Consider the following 24,493-nt stretch of genomic DNA (forward strand, 5'->3'; position numbering starts at 1 on the left):
ATCAATGGCAAAGCGTGATTTTTATGACATACTCGGCGTAGGCAAAAGCGCTAGTCAGGATGAGATTAAGAAGGCTTACCGAAAGTTAGCCATCAAATATCACCCTGATAAGAACCCAGACGACGCAGAAGCGGAAGCCAAGTTCAAAGAGGCGGCAGAAGCTTACGAAGTTCTTGGAAACCCCGAGAAGCGTCAGAAATACGACCAGTTTGGTCACCAAGCCTTTGGCGCCGGCGGCGGCTTTGGCGGTGGTGGTATGAACATGGACGACATCTTCAGTCATTTTGGAGACATCTTTGGCGGCGCGTTTGGCGGCGGAGGTGGATTTGGAGGCTTCGGCGGTGGCGGCGGAGGCTCTCGTCACCAACGTGGTAGCAACCTTCGCGTTCGCGTAAAACTCACTCTTGAGGATATCGCTCATGGAGTGGAGAAGAAAATCAAGATTCGTCGCGCTACAGCAGCAGATGGCGTAAGCTATAAGACTTGTTCTACTTGTCACGGTTCGGGTCAAGTACAGCGCGTTCAAAACACCATTCTCGGTCAGATGAGAACGGCTAGCGCTTGTCCTACTTGTCATGGTACAGGTAAAACCATCGATAAGAAGCCTGCTGGCGTAGGTGCCGATGGACTTGAGAGAAAAGAAGAGACCGTTAGCATTAAAATTCCTGCAGGGGTAGTTGACGGAATGCAGTTGCGCGTGAGCGGTAAGGGGAATGCAGGCCCAATGGGAGGCCCAGCAGGCGACCTTATGGTTCTCATCGAAGAAGAGGAACATCCAACCTTGAAGCGCGATGGTAATAACCTACATTTTGATATGTACATCACCTTCCCTACTGCTGCCATGGGAGGAAGTGTTGAAATCCCTACGATCACTGGCAAAGCCCGCGTGAAAGTTGATGCCGGTACTCAAAGTGGTAAGGTTCTCCGCTTAAAGGGTAAAGGACTTCCAAGCGTTGAGGGGTATGGAACAGGCGACTTGCTAGTTCACCTCAATGTGTGGACTCCTAAAAACCTCTCCAGTGAAGAGAAGAAGATTCTCGAACAACTTCAAAACTCCGACAACTTCCAGCCTCATCCTGGCAAGAATGAAAAAGGATTTTTTGAACGTGTGAAAGACATGTTTGGTCAATAAAAAAAAGCCGCTCTTAGGAGCGGCTTTTTATTTGTTTGGTGACTGATGACTGGTGTCGGTGTCTGGAGACTCATGTCTAATCTCCATTCCGTATAATCGTCACTGGCGCTTTAAAGATTACATTCACCCCCTCTTGGATGATATAGTAATACGTACCATCAGGTAAAGGATCTCCTCCATCGCTTTGTCCGTGCCACTGGCCGTCGTATTGATCTTCGTGATATACCTCTGTACCCCAACGGTTGATGAGAATAAACTTCACACTTCTACCGCGCGTGATTTCCTCTATGACGAGATAATCATTTAGTCCATCCCCATTGGGAGTAATCACATTCTGCAAATCTGAATAATCGGGATTGGGCCAGTTTGGCGGCACCTTAATGATGAGAAGCGAATCAATCCCCTCACATCCATCTGCCGTAGTGACTTCCACGTAGTACTTTGTGGTGTCTTCCACAGGACGAGTGAGTGTATTGGGATCCGTGTAATCCGAGAAGTAAACAGGGTGATCGGCGTACCAGCGGTATCGAACCCCGCCGGATGCATCCATGGTGGCATTTTCTCCCTCATAAATGATTTGATCAGGCCCTGCATCTACCACTTGATTGAATCGAACAATCTCTATGGTATCTACAATGGAATCCACACAAGTACTGGATTTCATCACTACTGTTACTGGATACTTCCCTGGTAACGGCCAAGTGATAGCCGGAGGGAATGCACCTTGGAAGTAGGTGATATTCGGCGCTGGATTACCACCAAAATACCATTCAAAAGTGGGGTTACGAGGAATGTTAATGCCGATGGCTCCGAAATAAATTTCCTGAACTTTAAAACACACACTTCCACTTAATATCCCCCACTCCAATTCTGGATCTTCATAAACCTCAAAAACCTCAACCACCGTATCTGAACAACTTGTTCCTGGGTTCGCAATCAGCGTCACGTTATAAATGCCAGGTCGAGGGAAAGTATATGTTGGACTCATGGACCAAGAGGTATCGTTCACAGAAGTCGTATCCCCAAAATCCCAAAAAAGCGTAGTGGCATTGGCACTGGATTGATTGGTAAATGTGATTGTTCTACCCGCACAATAGAGTGAACTATCTTCGGCTTGAGTCACCATATCACTCACCACATTCCGCACACAACTGCTCACATTGAATTGAAAATCCCGACGAACTGTCGTTTCAAAAGTGCCATTCTTATAACTCGACACACATATTCCTACCACGTATTGTCCGAGAAGATTAGCCTCTCCTGTAATCAATCCCGTGTTTGGATCGATGGTAATCTGAGGACTACTTGGAATAGGATTGTCGAATGTTTGAGGAGCGTTGAACGGAATCTTTTGATACGGCGGAGGACCAGGAGTTGGAGCCGGGTTATTCGGCGCACCTCCATGGAGAATCTCACAAAACTCGTAATACAGAGAATCTCCGTCTATATCTGTAGCCGAAGCATCAATACTCAAGGGCTCATTCAAACAAATAACCACAGGTGGGGTATTGGCAAATGAAGGTGCATTTGCACATGGGTCGTTTGGAGGAACATTGATGGTATAGGTATTCCCCCAGTTGCCCGGAGTGGGAATGTTAGAGATGGAGCTATTACGGCAACAACGCTGATAAGTGATTACATATCCATTCGGTGAAGAAGGTAAGTTCACGGATGCCACATATTCGGTATACTCGATACACAGTCCGGCTGGCACCGTTAAACACGGATCACCTAAGTTGAGGGGTACATTTTGAACATTACCATGTGTGACTCCACTGATGGATTTCACCGTTGCATTCGTAATGGCGTCAAAAACCATGATGGTAATGGAGCCGTCAAAGCCAGCACCTCCGCCTGCACAGTCTCGATAGATGCGCAAGGTGACTTCATAGTTGCCTCCTCCTGTACATTCATAGGATATTTCACCACCTACTAGGTGGGCCGCTTTCGAAGTAAACGAAAGAGTAAAAAAGCAAATCCATAGCAGTACATTCTGGGCTCTAACCATGAGGGAGAGGGGTTTTTATTAGCCAAAAAAAGGGCCGCTTATACATAAACGGCCCTTTAGTCAATTCATAATCACTTTGTGTTTGGAGTGCAGATTACTCTACAATCTTAATCCACAAACGACCATCATATCGTCCATTTAAGTTAGATGATTTCGCGTTGTCTGCACTGTTGTAATCATTGAATCTCAATAGATATACATAGTACATGTTGTTGACAGAGTCTTTGAAGATATTCACTTGCAATCCTTGACCCTGTAAACGCTCCATCAATCTACGGGCGTTGTTTTCATTTCCAAATACACCAGCTGTAACATAGTAGCCCGGTGATCCCGGAGCATAGCTTCCAGGAAGACTTTCGGTAGGGAATCCACCATTCTCAGTGCCTCCTGTGCCGGTTGTTTCACCAGTACGTGGATTGGTGGTACCAGGTTGCCCAGAAGTTCCCGGTTGACCCGAAGTTCCTGGTTGACCAGTTGCACCTGGTTGTCCCGTTGCACCCGGTTGTCTGCCGTCAGCACCTTGCTGCCCCGTTCTGCCTGGTTGTCCTGCTGTACCTTGACCATCACCTTGTTGACCCGGAACTGAAAGCGTCATTCCGTCAACCATTTCTTCGAGTTGACGCTTATTCTGAGCTTCCATTTCTTCCTTGAACTCTTCGAAGCGCTCTCTGAGTTCTTCGTCCATATCTTCCTTCTGACTGCGTTGGCTAGCCTTAATTCGGTTGATATCATTTTCGAGGCGTTCCATCTCGCGGTTCGAACCAAAGCGGTACGTCAAGATAAACTCATGAGAAGTTCCCAACTGAGAACCGTAAGTGTTGGTGCTGAAATCGTATGCATAACCCACACTCAATTGCTCTGTTAGGTGAACACCAATATTCGCAGTGATAGCATAGTCAGAACGGAACATAGCTCCGATATAACCGTAGTCTTTCATGTTGAACATGGCACCCGCATCAATTTGAGTTGGAACATTCGGTGCTGTACGAACCATAATCATCGGGCTCAATACACGCTTGTTTCCTTGAATCTCCCAATCGTACTGTGCGTTGAATACAAAGTGACGAATCAAACTGTACTCAACCGGACCACTGTAGTTGTTGGAATACTCAACCGGAGCTCCCAACAATTGTGGAACCGCAGCTCCTACTTGGAAGCTTCCAATGCGAAGGTTCACACCAAAGTTTAGGTCGAAATTACCGCGACGAAGATTTGGGAATAGAAGTGGATCGTATTCCTCATGTACACGGATTTTGTCGAAATCGATGTTGTTATCCAAGTATCCAGCCGCCAAACCGAAACTCAAAGAGTTTTTGTCAGATAGGCGAACATGGTAGGCATAAGAGCCATAGATGGCGATGCGTTGGATAATATCTGTGCGGTCTTGATACCCGTAAATACTGTATCCAACCTTTTCACGATTCAACGCTCCATTAAGCGTGATGGCAGAAGTTTCTGGACCACCTTCAATGCCTGACCACTGACGACGGTGCATCATGCTGGCCTCCGTTACCCCCGTAGAGCCCGATTGAGCAGGGTTGTAAATAAATGGAGTGAAGAAGTAGTTGCTGTAGAGTGGAATTTGCTGAGCCTGCGATGCAGTTCCCATCACCAATCCCAATGTGAGCGTAAGTAAATATGACTTTTTCATAGCGGCTTAGTCGTTATTGCGAATGAGAGTGATAGGTCCTTTGAAGCGTACTTCATCACCGCATGTTAATAGGAAGTAGTACGTACCATCAGACAACTCATCGCCGCCATCATTGGTTCCACTCCATCCGTTTGAGTAATTCTCTTCAGTGTACACTGTGGCACCCCATCGGTTCATGATGGTCAATTCACAGTTGTCGGTCTTAATCACCTCGCTCAAATCGAGATAATCATTAATACCGTCACCGTTAGGAGTCATTACGTTTTGAACATTGCTCAAGTTCGGATTACCTCCAAATGGATCTTCAACATAAACCATCATGGAATCAATCGCCGTACAGCCATTTGCTCCGGTCACTTCAACATAATACTTGGTTGTATCCTCCACTGGACGAGAGAGCGTATTCGGATCTCTATCATCACTGAAGTAAACAGGCTTATCCGCATACCATCTGTACGTCACACCACCTGAAGCGGCCATCTGTACATTGTCGCCAATACCAATGGTTTGATCTGGACCAGCGCTGGCATTAACTACCAACGGGTAAACAACCAAAGTATCGTAATATCTACAATGATTAACACCTTGTGACTGTACCCACATCGAACCTGGAGTGCTTACATATCGGCTCTGACCAATAAATCCGTCAGACCAAGTGTACTGCAAACCATTACCGTTTACTGCTACGAGTACAGAGTCACCTGGACAAAGTGCCACAGAATCACCCGGTAAGAATTGGAAGAATGGATTCGGAACCACATTCACTTGAATTGGCACCGACCAATAGGTACAGGTAAAGTTGTCAATTCGAAGTCGATATACAGCTGAATCAGGAACCAGAGCTGTGTCTACTTGTAGTTCTGGCAAAGTATCATTGATCAAATTCTGCCATGAATTCCCCAATGGATATTGCACTTGCCACTGGTAGTGATAATCTGAACCTCCAATAGTATTGGCGCGGAAGAGAATACTGTCTTCAATACAGATAGTAGTTGGTGCACTAGTTTCACCTGGCCATGGAATGGCACTAAAATCTACATCTGGAATCGTATCCATAAAGAAGTAGCGAGGGAATTCTGAAACAGCGACACAACCTGAATTCAATTCTGTTACTTCTAAGTAGAACCTCATGTAATTAGGTACTACCGATTGATTGACAATGTCTGAAGTAATCCAGATACTATCGTTCATTCCTCCCTTAATAGGCACGAGAGAATCGAAACCCATCGCATTGACAGAATCTCTCAACCAGCGATATTGGTAATCCTCAACCAGTGGGAAAGCTTCTGGCAATCCGTAAAGAAGCACTGAATCTGCTTCACAGAATTGGATACTATCGATTAACAAGTTGGCAGGATCATCCAACACTTCTACCCAAGGAGAAATTTGAGTTTGAATAACAGGCGCAGGAATGTAATTCAGAATCAATTGATGTTCTGAAGTACCCGGACAAACCGGCCCTGAGCTCACTTCTACGTAGTAATCACCTGGAGCATAAACCACCAATGAATCCAGACGATCATCCGTTCTACCCGGCTGGGCAATGCGAACTGGAACACCGTTCAAGTACCACTGGTAATTGAAACCCGGGTTGGCATATAAAATCACGGTATCTGTTGTACATCTACCCCAGTCCGTTGTATCGCCTGGCGTATACACGTTGTCGAAACCACCTCGGATGGAATCGATGCTCGCCGGGATGGTAACGTTCACAGCAACTTCGAATACGTTGTTACTGATGGTAGCAGGGTTATCCGACTCGATTCGAATGGAGTACGTACCATTCGTAGTAATCGTTTCCGGAATAATCACCGTCAGTTGCTTGGTACCAGCATCATTCGTATCCGATGCAGGAAAACCTGTGTTGGGAATCCACTTAGCAATCGGCAACTCCTCCGTTGCAGCATTTGTGAAATCCGCGGTTGCCGCATTTCCCGGGGTAAGGAATACTGAAAAACTGTTGTTTGCTAGATAGGTTGGAAAAACCGTTAGCGTCATTGTGAGAGAATCTCCTGTACACACCGAAGCGTTAGGAGTTTGCGTAAATTGAGTGGCTTGGCCGAATGAAGCTGTGCCCGCCATACTCATGATAGCTATAAATAGCCATCGCAGTTGTAGTGGTAATTTCATCGAATAGGGTTTATTCAGCGTGCAAATTAATGCATTTACCACTCTTATAATAATATGTTTCCATAAGGTTTCCTGTCGATTGGTAAATGTTGATTGTGAATGTTTGATTGTGCAACTTTGTTGATTATACGTTAAGAACTTAGTTACGGTTGGTATGGTTTCAAAAAATTCGAGAATTCGCGCATTTGGCGTAGCCTTTAAAGGACTATTCTCCCTTTTTCGCGAATTTCACTTTAAAATCCACATCACCGCTCTCTTAACGGTCATTGTTGCCGGGTTCTACTTTCACATTAGTTCAGCTCACTGGGTTAATATTTTACTTATTTCCGCATTGGTGCTTTCGCTTGAAGCCGTTAACTCCGCTATCGAAAACCTCGCCGACGCTGTACATCCCGATCGCCATCCCCTTATTGGAAAATGTAAGGATATTGCTGCAGGAGCCGTTCTCATAGCGGCTATCTTTGCAGTGGCCATTGCCGCTATTATTTTCACACCCTACATTGTAGAAGCATGAATTACACCGACATACTGAACCACGTACGAGAGATCATTCAAACCGAGGGTCAAAGTGGACTTAAAAATGTTTGTGAGACGCTTAAGTCGAGTGTTCGATATTACAACTGGGTCGGCATTTACTACATGAACGACGTCACACAAATCTTGGAAATTGGTCCCTACGCTGGAGCCGAAACTGAACACACTCGCATTCCTTATGGCAAGGGAATCTGCGGTCAGGTGGCCGTATCTGGAGAGACCTTTACTGTTCAAGATGTAAGTGAGCAAGACAATTACATCGCTTGCAGCATTGAGACGAAATCGGAAATTGTGGTTCCCATCCACAAGGGGCAAAAGCTAGTTGCCCAACTGGACATCGACTCTCATTACGCATCTCCTTTCACCAGCGAAGATGAAGATTTCCTCAACGCTGTATGTGCAGAAATTGCCATGGTACTTTGATCAATTCGCCCGCATTGCTTCCACCGGATCCTTCCTACTCGCAGTGAGCGCAGGAAATATTCCGAAAATCACCCCAATAAAAGCAGAGGTAAACACGCCGATCATAATGTTGTTGAACGACAGCACGAGTTCAATATCAAATTGTGCATTGACAATGGTTAGCACAAGGTAAGTGAGCGACAATCCAAAGAAGCCACCGATCAAACTGAGAACTACCGCTTCTCCCAGAAATTGAGTGAGAATAAAACTGGAACGCGCGCCGAGCGCCTTCTGAACTCCAATCTGCGAGATTCGTTCGCTCACACTTACGAACATAATATTAGCCACACCAAAACCTCCGGCAATTAAGGCAAATCCGCCAATAATCACTCCTGCCCACCAAAGTACACTGAAGAGCATTTCTGCTCCAGATTGAATCACGCTGATTTCGTTCAAAGCAAAATTGTCCTCAGCCTTAGGGCGAAGTCGACGTAATCCGCGCATCACTCCTTCCACTTCGGCTTTCATTTGATCTAAGGAAATTCCCTCCTTGGCCTTCAACATAATGGCCGCTCCTTGAATTTGGTGCTCATTAACTTTTCGACGCATGAAGTTCACAGGAAGTAGTATGAGTTCGTCGTGACTCTGACCAATCATCTTACTCCCCTCCTTGGCGATCACTCCAATCACAGTCACCTTCTCTCCGAGCACGCGAATTTCACGTCCAATTGGGTCCAATGCTCCGAAGAGACCTTCCGCCACATCGTATCCCAACAAAACAACAGGCCGACCATTATTCGATTCCAATGGACTGAAATATCTACCATTGTCGATTTTCGTCTTCCAGATATCGATGTAATCAGCAGACACTCCCGTCATCTGCACGTTCTCCGTCACGTTATTCCGGTAATTCAAGTTACCCGAAATCACCATCATAAAAGCCGCATATTCAGGAGTATTTAGACGATGCTGCAACTTCGTCAGTTCCTCATAGGTCGGTTCCGGACGTTGGAAATACTTCCACCATTGTCCGCCGCCGCCGCCCCAAGGCCACTTTTGGATATACACTACATCGCTACCCACACTTTCCATGGAATCACGAATGGATTTGGTAAAAGTGTCAACGATGGAGAAAACCAAGATGATACTGAAAATCCCCAACGTCATTCCCATGAGAGACAGTACTGTACGGACTTTGTTAGCCACGAGAGACTCCCATGCAAAGCGCACACTTTCGTTGGTGATCTGGAGAATGTTCATGTCGATTCTTTGAAAGTCGAAAGTACGATAAATCTGACTCAATAATTACCTTGCCACACCCCCCGCATTTCACTACTTTTGCTCCTTTGTAAATCCCACCACATGAGCGGCAAGAAACGCATCAAGAGCGCACTACTTTCAGTTTTCTACAAAGATGGTCTTGAGCCCATCGCACGTAAACTCCACGAAGACGGAGTAATTCTCTATTCTACAGGAGGAACTCAATCCTTTTTAGAAGGTCTTGGGCTTCCCGTTATTCCAGTTGAAAGTCAGACGAATTACCCGAGCATTTTTGGCGGAAGAGTTAAAACGCTTCACCCTGCCATCTTCGGTGGGATCCTTCACCGTCGAGACAACGAGAACGACTTGGAAGAAAAAGCACAACACAACATTCCAGACATCGACATGGTGGTTGTGGACCTCTATCCTTTCGAGGAAACCGTTGCTTCTGGTGCTTCTCAGCAGGATATTATCGAGAAGATTGATATTGGCGGGATTTCATTGATTCGCGCCGCGGCAAAGAATTTTAAGGATGTATTGATCGTTCCATCTCGCGAGTACTACGCCGAGACTTTGGAAGTTCTTCAAGCGAACAACAGCGAAACCAATTTGGAAGAACGTTTCCGTTTTGCGGGATACGCCTTCGACATCTCATCGCATTACGATACAGCCATCCACGGCTTCTTTGCTCCACAGAGCACTTCATTCAAGCGCAGCATCCGTAGCGGAAAAGCCCTTCGATACGGAGAGAACCCACACCAACAAGGTTGGTTCCACGGAAATTTAGATGAAGCGTTTGAGCAACTTCACGGAAAAGAGTTAAGTTACAACAACCTTCTCGATGTAGACGCAGCCGCTCAATTGATCGCAGAATTCTGGAAGCAAGATCCTACCGTTGCGGTAATCAAACACAACAACGCTTGTGGATTGGCTCAGCGCAGCGATGTATTTACGGCATGGACCGATGCTTTGGCGGGAGATCCAGTAAGTGCATTTGGTGGCATCATCGCTTCCAACGTAGAAATCGATGGAAAAACAGCAGAATCAGTAAACGATATTTTCTTCGAAGTGATCTTAGCGCCTAGTTACACGACAGAGGCACTTGAGATTTTGAAGCAGAAGAAGAATCGCATCATTCTCGTTGTGAAAAATATTCGTCCGCAAGAATTTATTGCGCGTACGGCCCTAAACGGTGTGTTGGTTCAAGAACGCGATTACCACACAGACGCAGCGGAAGATTTGAAGACCGTTACCAAAGTTGAGCCTACTGAAGCTCAGGTAAAAGACTTACTTTTCGCTAGCGCACTTTGCAAGAATACCAAGTCGAACACCATCGTTCTCGTGAAAGACGGTCAGCTTCTCGCAAGCGGAACTGGTCAAACTTCACGCGTTGATGCTTTAAGACAGGCTATTCAAAAAGCAAAATCGTTTAACTTTGATTTGAACGGTGCCGTTATGGCATCGGATGCGTTCTTCCCTTTCCCTGACTGCGTTGAAATTGCACACGGTGAAGGAATCGATACGGTAATTCAACCGGGTGGCTCTATCAAAGACCAGTTGAGCATCGACTATTGCGACGCCAACAACATGGGCATGGTATTCACCGGTTACCGTCACTTTAAACACTGATCCACACGAATGGGACTCTTTGATTTTTTTGTTCAAGACATCGCCATCGACCTTGGTACGGCGAATACACTAATCATTCACAACGACAAGGTTGTTGTTGATGCTCCGTCTATCGTTGCGCTCGATCGCAGCACAAACGACATTATGGCCGTTGGTCATGCCGCGATGCAGATGCACGGTAAAACGCACGAGAACATCAAGACGATCCGTCCGTTGAAAGATGGTGTGATTGCGGATTTCGTGGCTTCCGAGCACATGATCCGCGAAATGATCAAGAGCATCCCATCACTAAAAAGCAAGTACTTCTCTCCTACACTCCGCATGGTAATCTGTATTCCAAGCGGTATTACCGAGGTTGAAAAACGCGCGGTAAAGGACTCTGCCGAGAAGGCCAATGCTAAAGAAGTATATCTCATCCACGAACCGATGGCTGCGGCCATTGGTATCGGGGTGGATGTCCTCGAACCAAAGGGGAACATGATTATTGATATCGGAGGTGGTACCACCGAGATTGCTGTCCTAGCCCTGGGAGGTATTGTTTGTGATAAGAGTATCAAAGTGGCCGGCGACGTGTTCACGAATGATATCTCATACTACATGCGAACCCAGCACAACCTTTACGTAGGTGAACGCACGGCAGAGCAGATCAAAATTCAAGTGGGCTCAGCTCTTGATGACCTTCCCAATCCTCCGGATGATATGGATGTTCAAGGTCGTGACCTCCTTACCGGAAAACCGAAGCAAATCACGGTAACTTATAAGGAAATTGCTCGTGCTCTTGACAAGTCCATCACTCGTATCGAAGATGCAATTATGGAAGCTTTGTCGATGACTCCACCAGAATTGGCAGCCGATATCTACAACAGCGGTATCTATATGGCCGGTGGGGGTTCACTCCTTCGCGGACTCGACAAGCGTGTGAGCATGAAAACCGATCTTCCTGTATACGTTGCTGAAGATCCACTTCGTGCCGTGGTTCGTGGAACGGGCATTACCTTGAAAAACCTAGATAAGTACCGTACGCTCTTAATGCGATAAGATTAGATGCAATATTTGCTGCAATTCTTTTGGAAGAGGCGGGTTCTCCTGCTGTTTATTGCCTTACAGGTTGTAGCATTGACGTTGATCGTTCGAGCGAATGCGTTTCACAAATCCGCAGTAGCTACTTCGGCGAATGCCGTATCGGGAAGCTTGTTGGAAAACTACCGCGCTGTTCGAGATTTCATCAATCTCAGCGAAACCAACAGAAACCTCGCGTCAGAAAATGCCGCTCTTCGCTCTGCGCTGGAGTCATCCTACTTCTCACTTTATGTGGATAGAGATAGTATTGTTGATACGCTATACATTCAACAGTACAACTTTCTCGAAGCTCAGGTCATCAACAGCTCCATCAATAAGCGTAACAACTATCTGACCTTGAACCGAGGAACCATCCATGGCGTTCAACCCGATATGGGTGTGATTTGTGGAGACGGTGCCGTGGGTTTGGTTACCGATGTTTCAGAGCACTTTTGCACCGTCATACCATTGATCCATAGCAGAACACGTCTATCTGGTAAGTTCATGAACGCTCCTTTCTTTGGATCCATCTCATGGCCTTCTAACATGAATTATCGCCATGTTCAGCTGAGCGATATTCCACATCAAGCAGATTTCCGCATAGGCGACACGGTAGTAACCGACACCCGATCAGGACTTTACCCATCAGGAATACCGATTGGAATAGTGGACACCTTCTACATTGAACCACAAGATCAATTCTATGAAGTGGAGCTTACCTTGGCCACCGACTTCAGCGCATTGGATCATGTTTACATTGTAGTTGACTTACTGAAAGGAGAACGAGAAGAATTGGAAAACCGAGAAGAACAAGACGATGAGTGATACGCTGCGCACCATAGGGCGACTCCTCTTTTTGTCGCTTTTCCAAATTCTGATATTGAATCACATTCAACTTTCGGGGTATCTCAACCCGTATCTATACGTGCTATTTGTCCTTACTCTTCCGGCGGGAATGAGTAGAACAAACTTGCTTTTCTGGGGATTTGCCTCGGGATTGATCATCGACATCTTTGAAAACTCTGGAGGGGCACACGCCTCTGCCACACTTTTACTCGCCTATCTCCGACCGACCATTTTGCGACTGACGTATCCGCGCGCAGATGAAGACTTGAGTAGAGTTAGCCTATGGACCATGGGTAGCTCTCGCTTCTTTACTTACGTTTCAATTGGCATCATTGTCCATCACTTTTGGCTTTTCCTCATGGAAGCCTTCCGAATTAGTGAGGTTCTTTCCGTCTTGTCACGTACATTTATCTCTGTGCCGGTTACCCTAGTGATGATCTACATCACGCAATTATTCGTCTATCGGGAGGAGTCATGAGAAGAGACTTACTATTCTACTTTCTATTTGCCACCTTGGGAATCATCTTCCTTTGGCGACTTTTCTCTATTCAGGTTTTAGACGCGACGTACAAGCTAAGCGCGGAAGACAACGCAAAACGCGAGGTGAAGCTCTATCCTTCCCGAGGGTATATTTACGACAGAAACGGTGAACTACTCGTAGCCAATCAAGTGGGCTATGACGTTATGGTCATTCCTCGTCAGGTTGAACCTTTTGACACGGCCTTACTTTGCAACTTATTGGATGTAGACACCACGTATGTCCTCAAATACCTCGATAAGGCACGTCGCTATTCTCCGTATCAACCTTCTGTTTTTTACGGGATGATGTCGGATGATCGCTATGCCCGCATTCAAGAGGAGCTGTACAAATTCAAAGGATTCTATACCCAGAAAAGGGTTTTGAGAGATTACCCCATCCACGGTGCAGGCAATGTAGTTGGATTTATTGGGGAAGTAAACGAGCGCTTCATCCGAGCCAACCCGGGCTACAGTATGGGCGACCTAACTGGCCAAGGTGGTATTGACAAGAGCTATGAAGAAGTTCTTCGAGGGAAAGCGGGTCGACGCTACATCCTCGTAGACAACCACAACCGAGAAGTGGGCAGTTTCATGGATGGAAAATACGACACCCTTCCTGTCCCTGGGAAAGATGTGGTGAGCACCATCGACATCAAACTGCAACAACTGGGAGAGGAACTCATGCGAGGTAAGCGTGGCTCCATTGTGGCGATAGAACCTTCAACAGGAGAAATCCTCGCCCTTGTGAGTGCACCTACCTATGATCCCAACTTATTGGTAGGAAGACAGCGAAGTGTCAATTACACGCGTCTCTATCGCGACAGCATTAACAAACCGCTCTTTGACCGTGGATTACTGGCTGAATATCCTCCAGGTTCCCCATTTAAAATCGTCAATGCCCTAATTGGATTGCAGGAGGGAACGCTCCATCCATACACACACTACACCTGTCACGGTGGGTTCCATTTTGGTCGACTCCATGTAGGTTGCCACTGTGGAGGCGGATCTATGGCATTGCGGAAATCCATCGAAAAGAGCTGCAACAACTATTACTGTAACGTCTTCAAGCGCATCATTGAAAACTATCCATCGGCACAAGAGGGCATGAATGCCTGGAGCAATCACGTAAAGAGTTTTGGACTTGGACAATTCTTGAACAACGACTTACCGACGGGAAGGCGAGGATTAGTTCCCACAGCAGATTACTACGATCGGGCCTTTGGCTATACCGGATGGAAAGCGGTGAGTACCATTTCCTTAGCAATTGGTCAAGGAGAGATGTTGGTGACTCCCATCCAACTTGCAAATATGACCGCTGCTGTAGCCAATCGAGGGTACTACTACACTCCACACATCGTTAAATCGGTAGACGGTCAGCCTCTTGATGATCCCCAATACACCGTTCCCAAATACACCACTGTAGACTCCGCGCATTTCCCCGTGGTTATTGAAGGGATGTTCGATGTATTTGAACACGGTACGGCAAGGGCCAGTAGAATTGAAAGCATTGAAATTTGTGGCAAAACGGGTACAGCCGAAAACCCTCACGGTCAGGATCACTCCATCTTTATTGCCTTCGCACCTAAAGACAATCCAAAAATTGCCATAGCCATTGTAGTAGAAAACGGCTATTGGGGAAGCAGATGGGCTGCTCCTATTGCATCTCTCCTTACGGAATACTACCTCACGGGAGAAATCAGTAGAGAGAGCATGTACGAAAGAATGATTAACGGTTCTCTCAGCGAGGAATACCGCAAGCAGTTCATTGAGTTGTACGGGAACGATTCACTTTACGTAGAACCATGAGTGCACGAGCGAGATCTGGAAGTGTCTTTACCCGAATTGACAAGTGGACGGTCTTCTTGTATGCCGCGCTGGTATTCCTAGGCTGGATTAACATCTATGCCGCGGTTTACAGCGAGGAGCACAAAAGCATCATGGATACATCGCAGCAGTATGGCAAGCAGATGATCTGGATCTTTACCAGTGGTGTTCTCATCCTAGCCATTCTACTCAGCGACGTTCGATTGTACCACAACATCAGTTATCCCGTCTACGGCGCTACCCTACTCCTTCTCGTTCTAGTACTTATCATCGGTAAGGAGATAGGAGGAAATAAGAGTTGGATTCAACTGGGATCCTTTAGTTTACAGCCTTCTGAATTTGCCAAGTTTGGTACCGCTCTGGCGATGTCGAAGTACTTGAGCACGCTTCAAGTAGACGTTAGAGAATGGAGATATAGGTGGTGGCCCATTGTGATTATGGGGCTCCCCATGTTGCTCATTCTAGCCCAACCGGATACAGGTTCGGCCTTGGTTTTTGTATCCTTCATGCTGGTTCTTTACCGAGAAGGTTTACCGGGCATGTATCTATTTCTAGCATTCTTAAGTGCGCTGGTCGCCATCCTCTCACTGGTCTTCCCTCCTATCTATGTTATTGGCGCCATCATCGTTACTGGAGGACTGGCCTACTGGACCTTGCGCAATCAAAAGCGAATCACCCTGACCTTAATAGGCCTCGTATTCTACTCTTCCGTTGTAGCCTATGGAACCAGTTTTATGTTCAACAACGTATTACAAACACACCAACGCGATCGTATTAGCGTCCTCTTAGGGCTCAAAGACGACCCCATGGGCGTGGGTTACCACACACAGCAATCGCTGATCGCAATTGGCTCTGGTGGTCTTTCAGGGAAGGGTTTCTTAGAAGGAACCCAAACCAAGTTGAACTACGTACCCGAACAAAGTACCGATTACATCTTCTGTACGGTAGGCGAAGAGTGGGGATTTGTAGGGAGTAGCATCACCGTATTACTCTTCCTAGGCTTACTAGGAAGGCTCACCTTCTTAGCCGAACGACAGAAAAGCAATTTCGCACGCATTTACGGTTATAGTGTCGTTGGCATTCTCTTCATCCACTTTGCCGTCAACATCGCTATGACACTAGGCCTAGCGCCCGTAATTGGCATTCCTCTGCCTTTCTTTAGCTACGGGGGATCTTCTTTGTGGGGCTTTACCACCTTGCTCTTCATCTTTATACGCTTGGATGCGAATAGGTGGGATGAGTTGTGAGATGATGTGATTGATGATGAGATCGCCGGGTGACTAATGCTGGATGTCTAGTGATCCATGTCCAACGTCATGCACCGAGTTCATGTAGACGTTAGCATCCAGACTGAACAATTGCTCGGTGTCTCCATTCGAATCCATACGAGCACTTAGTGCCTGTGCAGACCCCCATCAACAAACATCCGTCTCCCAACACCAGACATCAATCCTCCATCACCAAACATCCGTCTCCCGTCACCAGACATCGGTCACCCGTCACCAGACATCAGTCCCCCGTCACCAAACACCCGTCCACAAAAAAACCTCCCCCATGCATTGCACAGAGGAGGTTTCTATAACATAGTACTCGGCACCTAATACCTACCTAGTACTTATCAATAAAATCTAATTCTATTGTCTTCCATTTCCGCCTCTTTCAAGAGAGCGTTGAGAAGTTGAGCGTTCACACGGCTCTTGATAGAGCTCGTTTGTGCGTTAGCTTCGTTGTTGTAATCGCCTTTGTCTTGGAATTCCGTTGCTGCGTTTTGCTGCCAAATGTAAACTCCTTGGTTGCCTGCAACTGGACCATAGATGGTTCCGGTTTGTGATGCTGACATTTGACCCACGACAGTAGGCTCTTGTCCCGCACCGGTAATAGCACCATTACCCAAACGAATCTGCTGGATGCTCATGTTGTATTCAGAAGCATTTGCGATGGCTTGGATGTTTTCTTTGCCTTCCATGTCCGCTTTAGCACGCTCCATGATAAGATCCGCTTTAGCGCGGTTGATCACCATTGGACGAATTTGCTCACGCACGCGCTCCAACGACTTCGTTCCTTTAGGAGCAACATCGGTCAATTGAACCACTACATAAGCAGTGTTGTCGTTGTTGATGAGTTCAATATCACCTACTTCAACACCACTTTCGCCTGTCGTTTGATTCATCATAGCGCCATACGCCCATTTCACAACTGGACGAGCTTGACCCAAACCTGGGATGTTATCGGCGTTCTCTTTCAGTTCTGTCATTGGACGAGCTACATACCCTCGCTCTTCTGCAACAGCAGCAAAATCACCTGTACCAACAGCTGCAGCAAATTCAGCAGCGCGGTTATAGATTTCTTTCTCCGTTTCGTTCGACATTACTACGTCTCTTGTCAACGTAGCCACACGAACAGCTTTAGAAGAACCTTTTTGGTCTTGAATTTCAATGATGTGGTAACCAAACTGGCTTGAAACAAGTCCGAGATCACCCACTTCATTTTGGAAACAGTAGTTACCGAAAGAAGGAACCATTTGATTAGGACCAAAGAATCCAAGATCACCACCTTCAGCACCTGAACCTGGATCTTCAGACATTTCTTTCGCCACGGTAGCAAACTCGCCTCTGTTCTCTTTCACGTACGCGAAAAGACTGTCGGCAATTGACTTTGCTTCTGCAGGAGGATGACCTTCTGGATTGCGCTCAGATTGAATGCCGATCAAAATGTGACGAGCTTCCACTGAGTCTGGCAACATGCGAACTTCCTGAAGCTTGGTTACTTTGTATGCACCTGCTTCTTCGTATGGACCATAGATGAATCCTGGCTCTGCGTTGAACATGATTGAATCCATGTTACCCAACTGTCCTTCTCTCCAGAAACCACTGCGGTATGGAAGAGAACTGTTGAGCATTACGAAGGTTGAATCATCTTTTGTATCCGCAAAACCTGGGATGCTATCGGTTTTACCGGTTTGATTGTTGTAAACTCCCTTTTTGTTGATCAAGCTAATCAACTCATTTCTAGCTGCGTCTTTATCGCGCTGTGCTGGTTCCAATGGGAAGTTTACGAAAATGATATCGCGAGACTCTGTAGGCTGGCTGTACTTGAACTTGTTCTCTTCGTAGTAAGATTTGAAATCGGCCTCTGTTACCTCTACCTCATCATCAGCGATGTCGGCGTAAGGATATTGAACAAAAGCGATATCGTGAGACACATTGCCATACATGTAGTTGTGACGAGCTAGAGCTTTTGGAGTGTATACACCCAACTCAACAGCGTCGTTAAACTTGAAGGTAAGCGCTTGCTCTTTCACGTCTTGTTCAAAGCGAACCCATCCGTTCCACTGCTCAAGAGCTTGTTCGTTTTGCGATGCTTGTGCTTCGAGGTTATCCAACATTTGAGACATCAACATTGGATCGAACATGCCATTCTGATTTTGGAAAGCAGGCATTTGGCGAATGTTCGGGTTGTTGATCACCTCTTGACTCAATTCGGCACCTGTTACTTTGAAGCCGAGTTCGTCATACATCTCACCCATCACAACCTCACGTGCCCAATTCTGCCAAACGATGTTTGCCAAAGCACTTGAAGCTAAATTAGAATAGGCTTGATCCACTTTGCGGATCTCCTCCATTCTACTGGAGAAGTCAGTGTTATCAATCGTCTGACCGTTGATTTCACCAACGATAGATTGATTTGCACTATTTAAAGTTGCGCCGCTGCCCAAAGCATCGGTCAACACGAATGCGCCTAGCGCCACGCCGATCAAGGTAATAACAAGACCTGATCGTTTACGAATGTTATCCAAAGTAGCCATGTACTCGAAGGAAGTTTTAGTTCAAGGTTGCGAATATACAAGTACAAGTGGAATAATGGGAGTATCGAGGGTAGAATTTCGCCGGAATAATGATGTTATGTGCGCTGGTACTGAGGACGCGACGTCCATCGCACGGGCCACAGGTTCCAACCGAGCTGTAGACTTTCTACTATCTCACCAAAACCCGCACTTCCTCCAAGCGGTTGGAGCTGACATCGTGAACCTCCAAAATGTAATCATCTAGCGCTACTCGTTCGCCTTTCTCTGGGATGGATTCCAGCATATCGGTAACCAATCCACCTAGCGTGGTATAATTGTCACTTTCGGGGAGTGAAAAACGATACTCGTCATTGAGGTAATCGATTTCCAAACGAGCGGAAAATATGTATTCATTCGGACCTACCTGACGCTCCAGAAGCTCATCGGTATCGTGTTCATCATCAATATCTCCAAAGATTTCTTCAACGACATCTTCCAGCGTGATTAGACCAGCAGTGCCGCCAAACTCGTCGAGGACAATGGCCATATTGCGCTTATCGCGGGTAAAGAGGTTCAGGACATCATTAGCCGTCATCGTTTCTGGAATGAAACTAACGGGGCGGAGAATAGAGCGGATATTTTCAGGCTTTTTGAAAAGCTCGTAAGCATGAACGTACCCGATAATATTGTCGATGTTCTCGTTGTAAACGATGATTTTGGAATACCCAGTTTCAATAAATCTTCGGTGGAGTTCAGAAATGCCCTCTGCCTTTTCAGCAGCGAGAATCTCCGTGCGAGGAATCATGAATTCACGGGCTTTGATATCACTAAAATCCAAGGCATTTCGGAAAATCTCGATCTCGTGATCCACCTCTTCATCGTCGTTGTTGGTGTTCTCTTCGATGTAATGATCGATATCCACCTTCGAAAAAACGGGCTGATCAGAATCGAGGTTGGTTTTGAAAACCACGCGAAGGAGATACTTCGAGATAGACGTTATCCCTGAAACGATGGGATAGGTCAGCAAGTAGAATACCACCACTGGAATCGAAAAGGCTTTAAGGCCTTCGTTCGATCGAGCGCTAAAGAGCGCTTTTGGTAAGTATTCAGCCAAAAAGAGCACTACAACCGTAGAAATGATGGTCTGCAAAAGGAGTACGAGATACTCTGAGTCAGTCCACTGGAAATACGGACTGAGAATATCAGGTAGATAAAGACCAAAGAGGACAATGGCCACGTTGTTCCCCACCAACATTGTAGAGATAAAGCGCGTTGGGTGCTTTACCAAATACGATATAATGATATTCGGAAGTCGGCGTTTCTTACTTTCCAGCTCAATCTGCAAGCGGTTGGCCGATAAAAATGCGATCTCCATTCCCGAAAAAAATGCGGAAGCGAGGAGCGCGAGAAGAATGACTATATAAGGCTCAGCCATATAGGGATTAGAGTTTTCTACGCTTCATACCCGTAGTTACGTACCTGAAGCCAGCGTACAATCCCAAAAGTAACAAAATCAATCCTCTCGTGGTATCGCCACCCGAGAATGCTACATAGCATTCCACTACCATAACGGCAGCGGCAATCATCCAAAGGAACTCAAAGGTCCTCAGTAGTCGTTTCTGTCGAGTCTGATTCATTTAAAAATATCGTTCCGAATACTTCGTGTATCTCGTATTCATTCATGTTTTCATCGGCCTCAAACCCCTTCCCCCATATCTTCGAATCGGGTGTTGTAATCGTCACTTGTTGATCAGACGAAATACGGTGGGTTTTCATATTCCAATATAACTTTTCCGTAGCAAGGGATTCCCCTTTTACGCTGTGTACTTGAACATCGCCTTCCGCTTCCCAACGCTGCTCATCAATAAATTGAATGGCAGAATTTGCGCGCAAGGTCGTTTCCACAGTTCCTGAGTCGGAAAAGAAGGTGACATCTACTCCATCTGGAAACTTCAGATAGGCATCTTCCTCGAGATGCGAATAATCCAGTGCGAGAGGTGCAACAAAATTCAATTTAACAATTCCACTATCCGTGTAGGTATAATCAACCTCCTTCTGAACGCGAAGCGGGCCATCGTATTCACTCACGGTTTCACGAACCTGTTTTTGATCATTCACACAAGCGGTGATAAACAAAAAGAGAGGGACAGCCAAAGCTATCCCCCTCATCCTATGATATGTCCGTGTGGAATTCATCTCTTAGTTATAGAACTCGAAAGTAACGGTTTCGTTAATCCAACATCCTATAGTGTATTTCGTTCCTTCCGTTTTGCCAAGGTCGAATGCGACACGCTTGGTAGGTACACCTTTCTTGTAAGATGCAATGGCGCGGTTTGCCGCACTTCTCAAGCTAGGATCAAGGCTCACTGCAATGTTGGCCTTATCGATAGCAGCCCAGTAAACGGCGTTCTTCTCAACGGCATCAGAACCACAAACCCCAGCTGCACTAGCGTAGATTACTGAAAGTTGTAGGTAAGCCTGTCCTGTCTTATTCAACGCAATTGACTGCATGATGCTAGACTTGGCATCTGCCAATCTGCCGAGTTGTTGCTGACAGTAAGCGTACTTCAACAAGTCGTCTGCTTTCAGAACTGGATCCAACTCTTGGTTCATTGCTTCACCGAAGTACTGGAGTGCCTTGCTGTAATCCTTGCGAGCCAATGCTAGACGTCCCATGTTGCGAGCCGCTTCTGTAGAAGGATTCATTTGGTAAAGACGCTCAGTCATTTCAAAGAACAATGGGTTATCGCGACAAGATGCCACTTCACCACTATCATTTGTGTATTCTGCACCTAGGGTACGAACCGCACGGCGAATCCAAGTTTCGTTGTCCTTGTTCTCCGCGTAGCTTTCAGCGTTGTACACCAAAGCGATTTTGTCGCAAGAAGAAAGAATCGGACGAAGTTTGATATCGATGTTGCTCTTAACCGCTATGAAGTTGCGAAGGCTAAGTGAATCGCTTTGAAGGATACGAGCCCCTCTGGCGTCAAGCATACCTGAATCTCTCTTAGTTCTGAGTTCAGCAAGCTCAACGTTCAAATCATCCGTGTTGGCTGCAACCGCCTCATCAATTTGGTTGTAGATATCGAACACTTCAGAAAGCTCAAGAGCGTCTTCGTTAAACAATTTCACGGCTACGAAGAAGTAGCTCTGAATTTGAGTAGCTGACATCTCTTTTGGATCGATGGAAATCGCCTTCTCATACATTTGGTAGATCTCGTTCATAGAGCTATCCAAACGGTATTGATACAAAACGTATGCTTTAGCAGCAGTAACGTATGCCTCTTTACCTGGGAAGTACTTCATACGAGTATCGTATTGTGCAAGAAGTTGGTCAACGAGTGCATTCTTTGCAGCTTCATCACCTGCTTCTTCAACCTCCTTGAGCTTATACTTGATAATGTTTGGCCCCATGATGTACAGGTTCTTGTGGTAACCTGGACAAGTGGTATAAACGATATCCCAAGATTCATACGCCTGAGCGTATTGTTTTGAATTAAATAGAGAACCAGCAATGTTGTAGTTCTCAAAGCAACGGATGCTATCTGCATCATTTGCTCCGTAAGGGTTATCTTGACCGTAAACTGCTTGAGTCATCAGACCCAAGGCTAAAATTGACAGTATCCGTTTCATCATTTTGAAATTAGCGGTACTTGAATTGAGTAAACCATTTATCATTCAACGTAAGTCCAACAACGAACCTAGTATATGTTTCACTAATGTTGCCGGACGCCTCTGTGCCTCTACGTCCAACAATCATTCCAATATTTAATGTAGCCAGCTTTACATCGCCTGGCGCCTGTGTTCTTCTACCGATTGGAAGCCCCAATCCGATGGTTCCACCAAAGTCGTTAATCGCCTCACCTCCAACTACTAACCCTGTGTTCTCATAGAACGCTCCGAGTCGATAATCGATCTGAGAAAAATAATTTCCTCGGTTCATGTCAAACGTGTAATACGGAATCATTTGACCACCGATATTGGCACGGAACCCTTGCTGATACTCTCCTCGAATTTCTGTTGAGGCGGTAAGTTCATCTCTATTCATCAACTTATACCCTGCGCCAAAACTCCAAGCGTGCTGTACCAACTGTTCGTGACGGCCGCCAAAAGTAAACCCAAATGAGTAATTGGAGTTAAAGACAACGTTAACATTTTTGGCCTGCGTAGAATAAACGGTATCGTTGTAGAAACGAGTACCCGAAGCGTTTTGTGTAAAGGTGTATTGCAGATCATTCACTTCACCACTCATAGTGGTTTTTGGAGTGAACGTCGCTCCCAGAATCAAATCTCTATCGCCGCTAAAGTTCATTTGGTATTGCACGCCCGCATCCCAGCTAAAGCCTGAAGCCAAAATGTTCTCTTCGCGAGTAATGTGATAGAAATTGGTATTGTCAAACAAAACGGTCGTCAATCTTTCACTAGATCCAAAGTAGTAGCTACCGTTAGCACCAACAGATAAACCCTTATAAAGTTCCCAACCCAATCCAAAATAAGCTCTATCGAAACCACCTTCGCCCGAATATTGAACGTTGGCATCGCTAAAAGGAGTAGATGTACGGGCCTCAATATCGTACCCCACTTTGCTGTAAGGCAAGAGACCAATCGACATACCCAACTTCTCTCCGAGAGGAAATCCCAGACTTAGGTAATTAAAACCACCGCTATTGGTTTGAACTTGTTGAGCCCCATCGTTCAGGAACGTCTCTTGGTAGAAACCTCCTATTTCGATGGTGGTGTACAGCAAGGAAGAATACGAAGCAGGTTGAGAAATATTGATTTGGAGTGGATCTCGGAGTCCCGTGGAAATCCCGCCCATGCCCAATTGGTTGGCCAATTTTCCAGATTCGCGTTCACCGTTCCCAAAAATGGAATAGGGAGATACCGTCTGACCGGTAGCCGAAGCCGCGAAGAGAATCAATACAGAGAGGCCGAATAAACGGCGAAAGTCACTGCGCATGTTGTAAAAGGATCGCATTCAGTCCGTGTAGCGTATAATTTTGACGTGCAAAGGTGGCTTTTTTTGCTTGAAGGTCAAAGGCCTCTGCATCTCCGCCCGTCAGTATTACATGAAGGTTGCTATAACGGGCTTCATACTGACGTATTGTTTCCGTCAATTCATTCTTCATTCCATTATACGCTCCAGACTGCAAAGAAGTGAGGGTGTCAACTCCAATTAGATCTGTGGGAAGTGCCTCTACATGCGGTAAACTCGCGGTAAACTCGTGCATAGCACTCAATCTCATTTTCCATCCAGGGGCAATGCTTCCACCTTCGTGCACCCCTTCTGAATTTAGAATATCATAGGTAATGCAGGTCCCCATATCAATCACCAAAACATTTTTTTGAGGGAACTCAAAATAAGCGGCTTCCATATTTAGGATGCGATCTAACCCGAGGGTGTGCGGAGTTGCATACACAGAAGAGTGCGCCAATGTTGTTTGATGTGTAAACGGAGTCGCCTTCAAATCCTCAAAAAGGAGTCGTCCCGCCTCCGAAACCTCCCCTGAAGCCATCCATAGAATAGACGTTGGAGAGACATTTTGCAGGTAATCTGACAAAATTTTCACGACATCCGGACGATTATTTTCGATGTAGTCCACGCGCCGAAGTCGCTGACCCTCAAAAAGTCCGATCTTCACACGGGTATTTCCCCAATCCAAAGTGGCATTCATTCCGTAAAGGTAAGCACCAAAAACTATTGCAGAATAAAAA

The 24,493-nt window shown here is 46.1% G+C and carries 19 protein-coding genes; 9 read left to right on the plus strand and 10 right to left on the minus strand.

Annotation, left to right across the window (positions count from 1 at the left end; translation table 11 throughout):
* Positions 1-4 precede the first annotated feature (4 nt).
* Positions 5-1,132: a molecular chaperone DnaJ gene (dnaJ, locus tag F8C82_RS08830; protein ID WP_151693224.1), complete on the plus strand. Its 1,128-nt coding sequence runs from the start codon at positions 5-7 to the stop codon at positions 1,130-1,132.
* Between the two features lie 76 nt (positions 1,133-1,208).
* On the opposite strand, the gene F8C82_RS08835 is transcribed toward dnaJ, so the two are convergent.
* The 3 genes from F8C82_RS08835 to F8C82_RS08845 form a co-directional block, all read right to left on the minus strand.
* The gene (locus F8C82_RS08835; protein WP_151693225.1) at positions 1,209-3,140 is read right to left on the minus strand and encodes a T9SS type B sorting domain-containing protein; all 1,932 of its coding nucleotides are present in this window, start codon (positions 3,138-3,140) and stop codon (positions 1,209-1,211) included.
* A gap of 94 nt (positions 3,141-3,234) precedes the next feature.
* Complete coding sequence (locus F8C82_RS08840; protein ID WP_151693226.1) at positions 3,235-4,791, minus strand: PorP/SprF family type IX secretion system membrane protein; 1,557 nt, start codon at positions 4,789-4,791, stop codon at positions 3,235-3,237.
* 6 nt (positions 4,792-4,797) lie between these two features.
* Positions 4,798-6,921 (minus strand): gliding motility-associated C-terminal domain-containing protein, encoded by a 2,124-nt coding sequence (locus F8C82_RS08845; protein ID WP_151693227.1) that lies wholly within the window; start codon positions 6,919-6,921, stop codon positions 4,798-4,800.
* A 154-nt stretch (positions 6,922-7,075) separates the two neighbouring features.
* On the opposite strand from F8C82_RS08845, the gene F8C82_RS08850 reads away from it, so the two are divergent.
* Both F8C82_RS08850 and F8C82_RS08855 read left to right on the plus strand, forming a co-directional pair.
* A complete protein-coding gene (locus F8C82_RS08850; protein WP_151693228.1) occupies positions 7,076-7,435 on the plus strand; it encodes a diacylglycerol kinase family protein in 360 nt (119 codons plus the stop codon).
* Entirely contained in the window at positions 7,432-7,878 is a 447-nt protein-coding gene (locus F8C82_RS08855) for a GAF domain-containing protein (protein WP_151693229.1), read from the plus strand. Before F8C82_RS08850 ends, F8C82_RS08855 begins: the two co-directional genes overlap by 4 nt.
* Here F8C82_RS08855 and F8C82_RS08860 read toward each other — a convergent pair whose 3' ends face one another.
* A complete protein-coding gene (locus tag F8C82_RS08860; protein WP_151693230.1) occupies positions 7,879-9,117 on the minus strand; it encodes an ABC transporter permease in 1,239 nt (412 codons plus the stop codon).
* Positions 9,118-9,219: 102 nt separating this feature from the next.
* Between F8C82_RS08860 and purH the strand changes: the two genes are divergently transcribed.
* From purH to rodA, 6 genes are read left to right on the plus strand one after another with little or no spacing between them, the layout of a single operon-like run.
* Positions 9,220-10,746: a bifunctional phosphoribosylaminoimidazolecarboxamide formyltransferase/IMP cyclohydrolase gene (purH, locus tag F8C82_RS08865; RefSeq protein ID WP_151693231.1), complete on the plus strand. Its 1,527-nt coding sequence runs from the start codon at positions 9,220-9,222 to the stop codon at positions 10,744-10,746.
* Positions 10,747-10,755: 9 nt separating this feature from the next.
* Positions 10,756-11,784 (plus strand): rod shape-determining protein, encoded by a 1,029-nt coding sequence (locus F8C82_RS08870; protein WP_151693232.1) that lies wholly within the window; start codon positions 10,756-10,758, stop codon positions 11,782-11,784.
* Between the two features lie 6 nt (positions 11,785-11,790).
* Positions 11,791-12,630 carry a rod shape-determining protein MreC gene (mreC, locus tag F8C82_RS08875; RefSeq protein ID WP_151693233.1) on the plus strand — a complete coding sequence of 280 codons (840 nt, stop codon included), beginning with the start codon at positions 11,791-11,793 and terminating at the stop codon, positions 12,628-12,630.
* Positions 12,623-13,129 (plus strand): rod shape-determining protein MreD, encoded by a 507-nt coding sequence (gene mreD, locus F8C82_RS08880; protein ID WP_151693234.1) that lies wholly within the window; start codon positions 12,623-12,625, stop codon positions 13,127-13,129. The genes mreC and mreD overlap by 8 nt, the downstream gene beginning before the upstream one ends.
* The gene (gene mrdA / locus F8C82_RS08885) at positions 13,126-14,976 is read left to right on the plus strand and encodes a penicillin-binding protein 2 (protein ID WP_151693235.1); all 1,851 of its coding nucleotides are present in this window, start codon (positions 13,126-13,128) and stop codon (positions 14,974-14,976) included. The genes mreD and mrdA overlap by 4 nt, the downstream gene beginning before the upstream one ends.
* Complete coding sequence (rodA, locus tag F8C82_RS08890) at positions 14,973-16,241, plus strand: rod shape-determining protein RodA (protein ID WP_151693236.1); 1,269 nt, start codon at positions 14,973-14,975, stop codon at positions 16,239-16,241. Before mrdA ends, rodA begins: the two co-directional genes overlap by 4 nt.
* A gap of 371 nt (positions 16,242-16,612) precedes the next feature.
* Here rodA and F8C82_RS08900 read toward each other — a convergent pair whose 3' ends face one another.
* From F8C82_RS08900 to F8C82_RS08930, 6 genes are all read right to left on the minus strand, one after another.
* Complete coding sequence (locus F8C82_RS08900) at positions 16,613-18,799, minus strand: peptidylprolyl isomerase (protein ID WP_151693238.1); 2,187 nt, start codon at positions 18,797-18,799, stop codon at positions 16,613-16,615.
* Between the two features lie 169 nt (positions 18,800-18,968).
* A complete protein-coding gene (locus F8C82_RS08905; RefSeq protein ID WP_151693239.1) occupies positions 18,969-20,213 on the minus strand; it encodes a hemolysin family protein in 1,245 nt (414 codons plus the stop codon).
* A 161-nt stretch (positions 20,214-20,374) separates the two neighbouring features.
* Positions 20,375-20,974 (minus strand): LPS export ABC transporter periplasmic protein LptC, encoded by a 600-nt coding sequence (lptC, locus tag F8C82_RS08915; protein WP_151693241.1) that lies wholly within the window; start codon positions 20,972-20,974, stop codon positions 20,375-20,377.
* A gap of 3 nt (positions 20,975-20,977) precedes the next feature.
* Positions 20,978-22,375, minus strand: a complete 1,398-nt coding sequence (locus tag F8C82_RS08920; RefSeq protein WP_151693242.1) for a tetratricopeptide repeat protein — start codon at positions 22,373-22,375, stop codon at positions 20,978-20,980.
* Positions 22,376-22,421: 46 nt separating this feature from the next.
* Complete coding sequence (locus tag F8C82_RS08925) at positions 22,422-23,738, minus strand: hypothetical protein (protein ID WP_151693243.1); 1,317 nt, start codon at positions 23,736-23,738, stop codon at positions 22,422-22,424.
* Complete coding sequence (locus F8C82_RS08930) at positions 23,728-24,453, minus strand: type III pantothenate kinase (RefSeq protein WP_151693244.1); 726 nt, start codon at positions 24,451-24,453, stop codon at positions 23,728-23,730. The genes F8C82_RS08925 and F8C82_RS08930 overlap by 11 nt, the downstream gene beginning before the upstream one ends.
* Between the last annotated feature and the right edge of the window lie 40 nt (positions 24,454-24,493).

Source organism: Phaeocystidibacter marisrubri (assembly GCF_008933165.1).
Classification (GTDB): domain Bacteria; phylum Bacteroidota; class Bacteroidia; order Flavobacteriales; family Schleiferiaceae; genus Phaeocystidibacter; species Phaeocystidibacter marisrubri.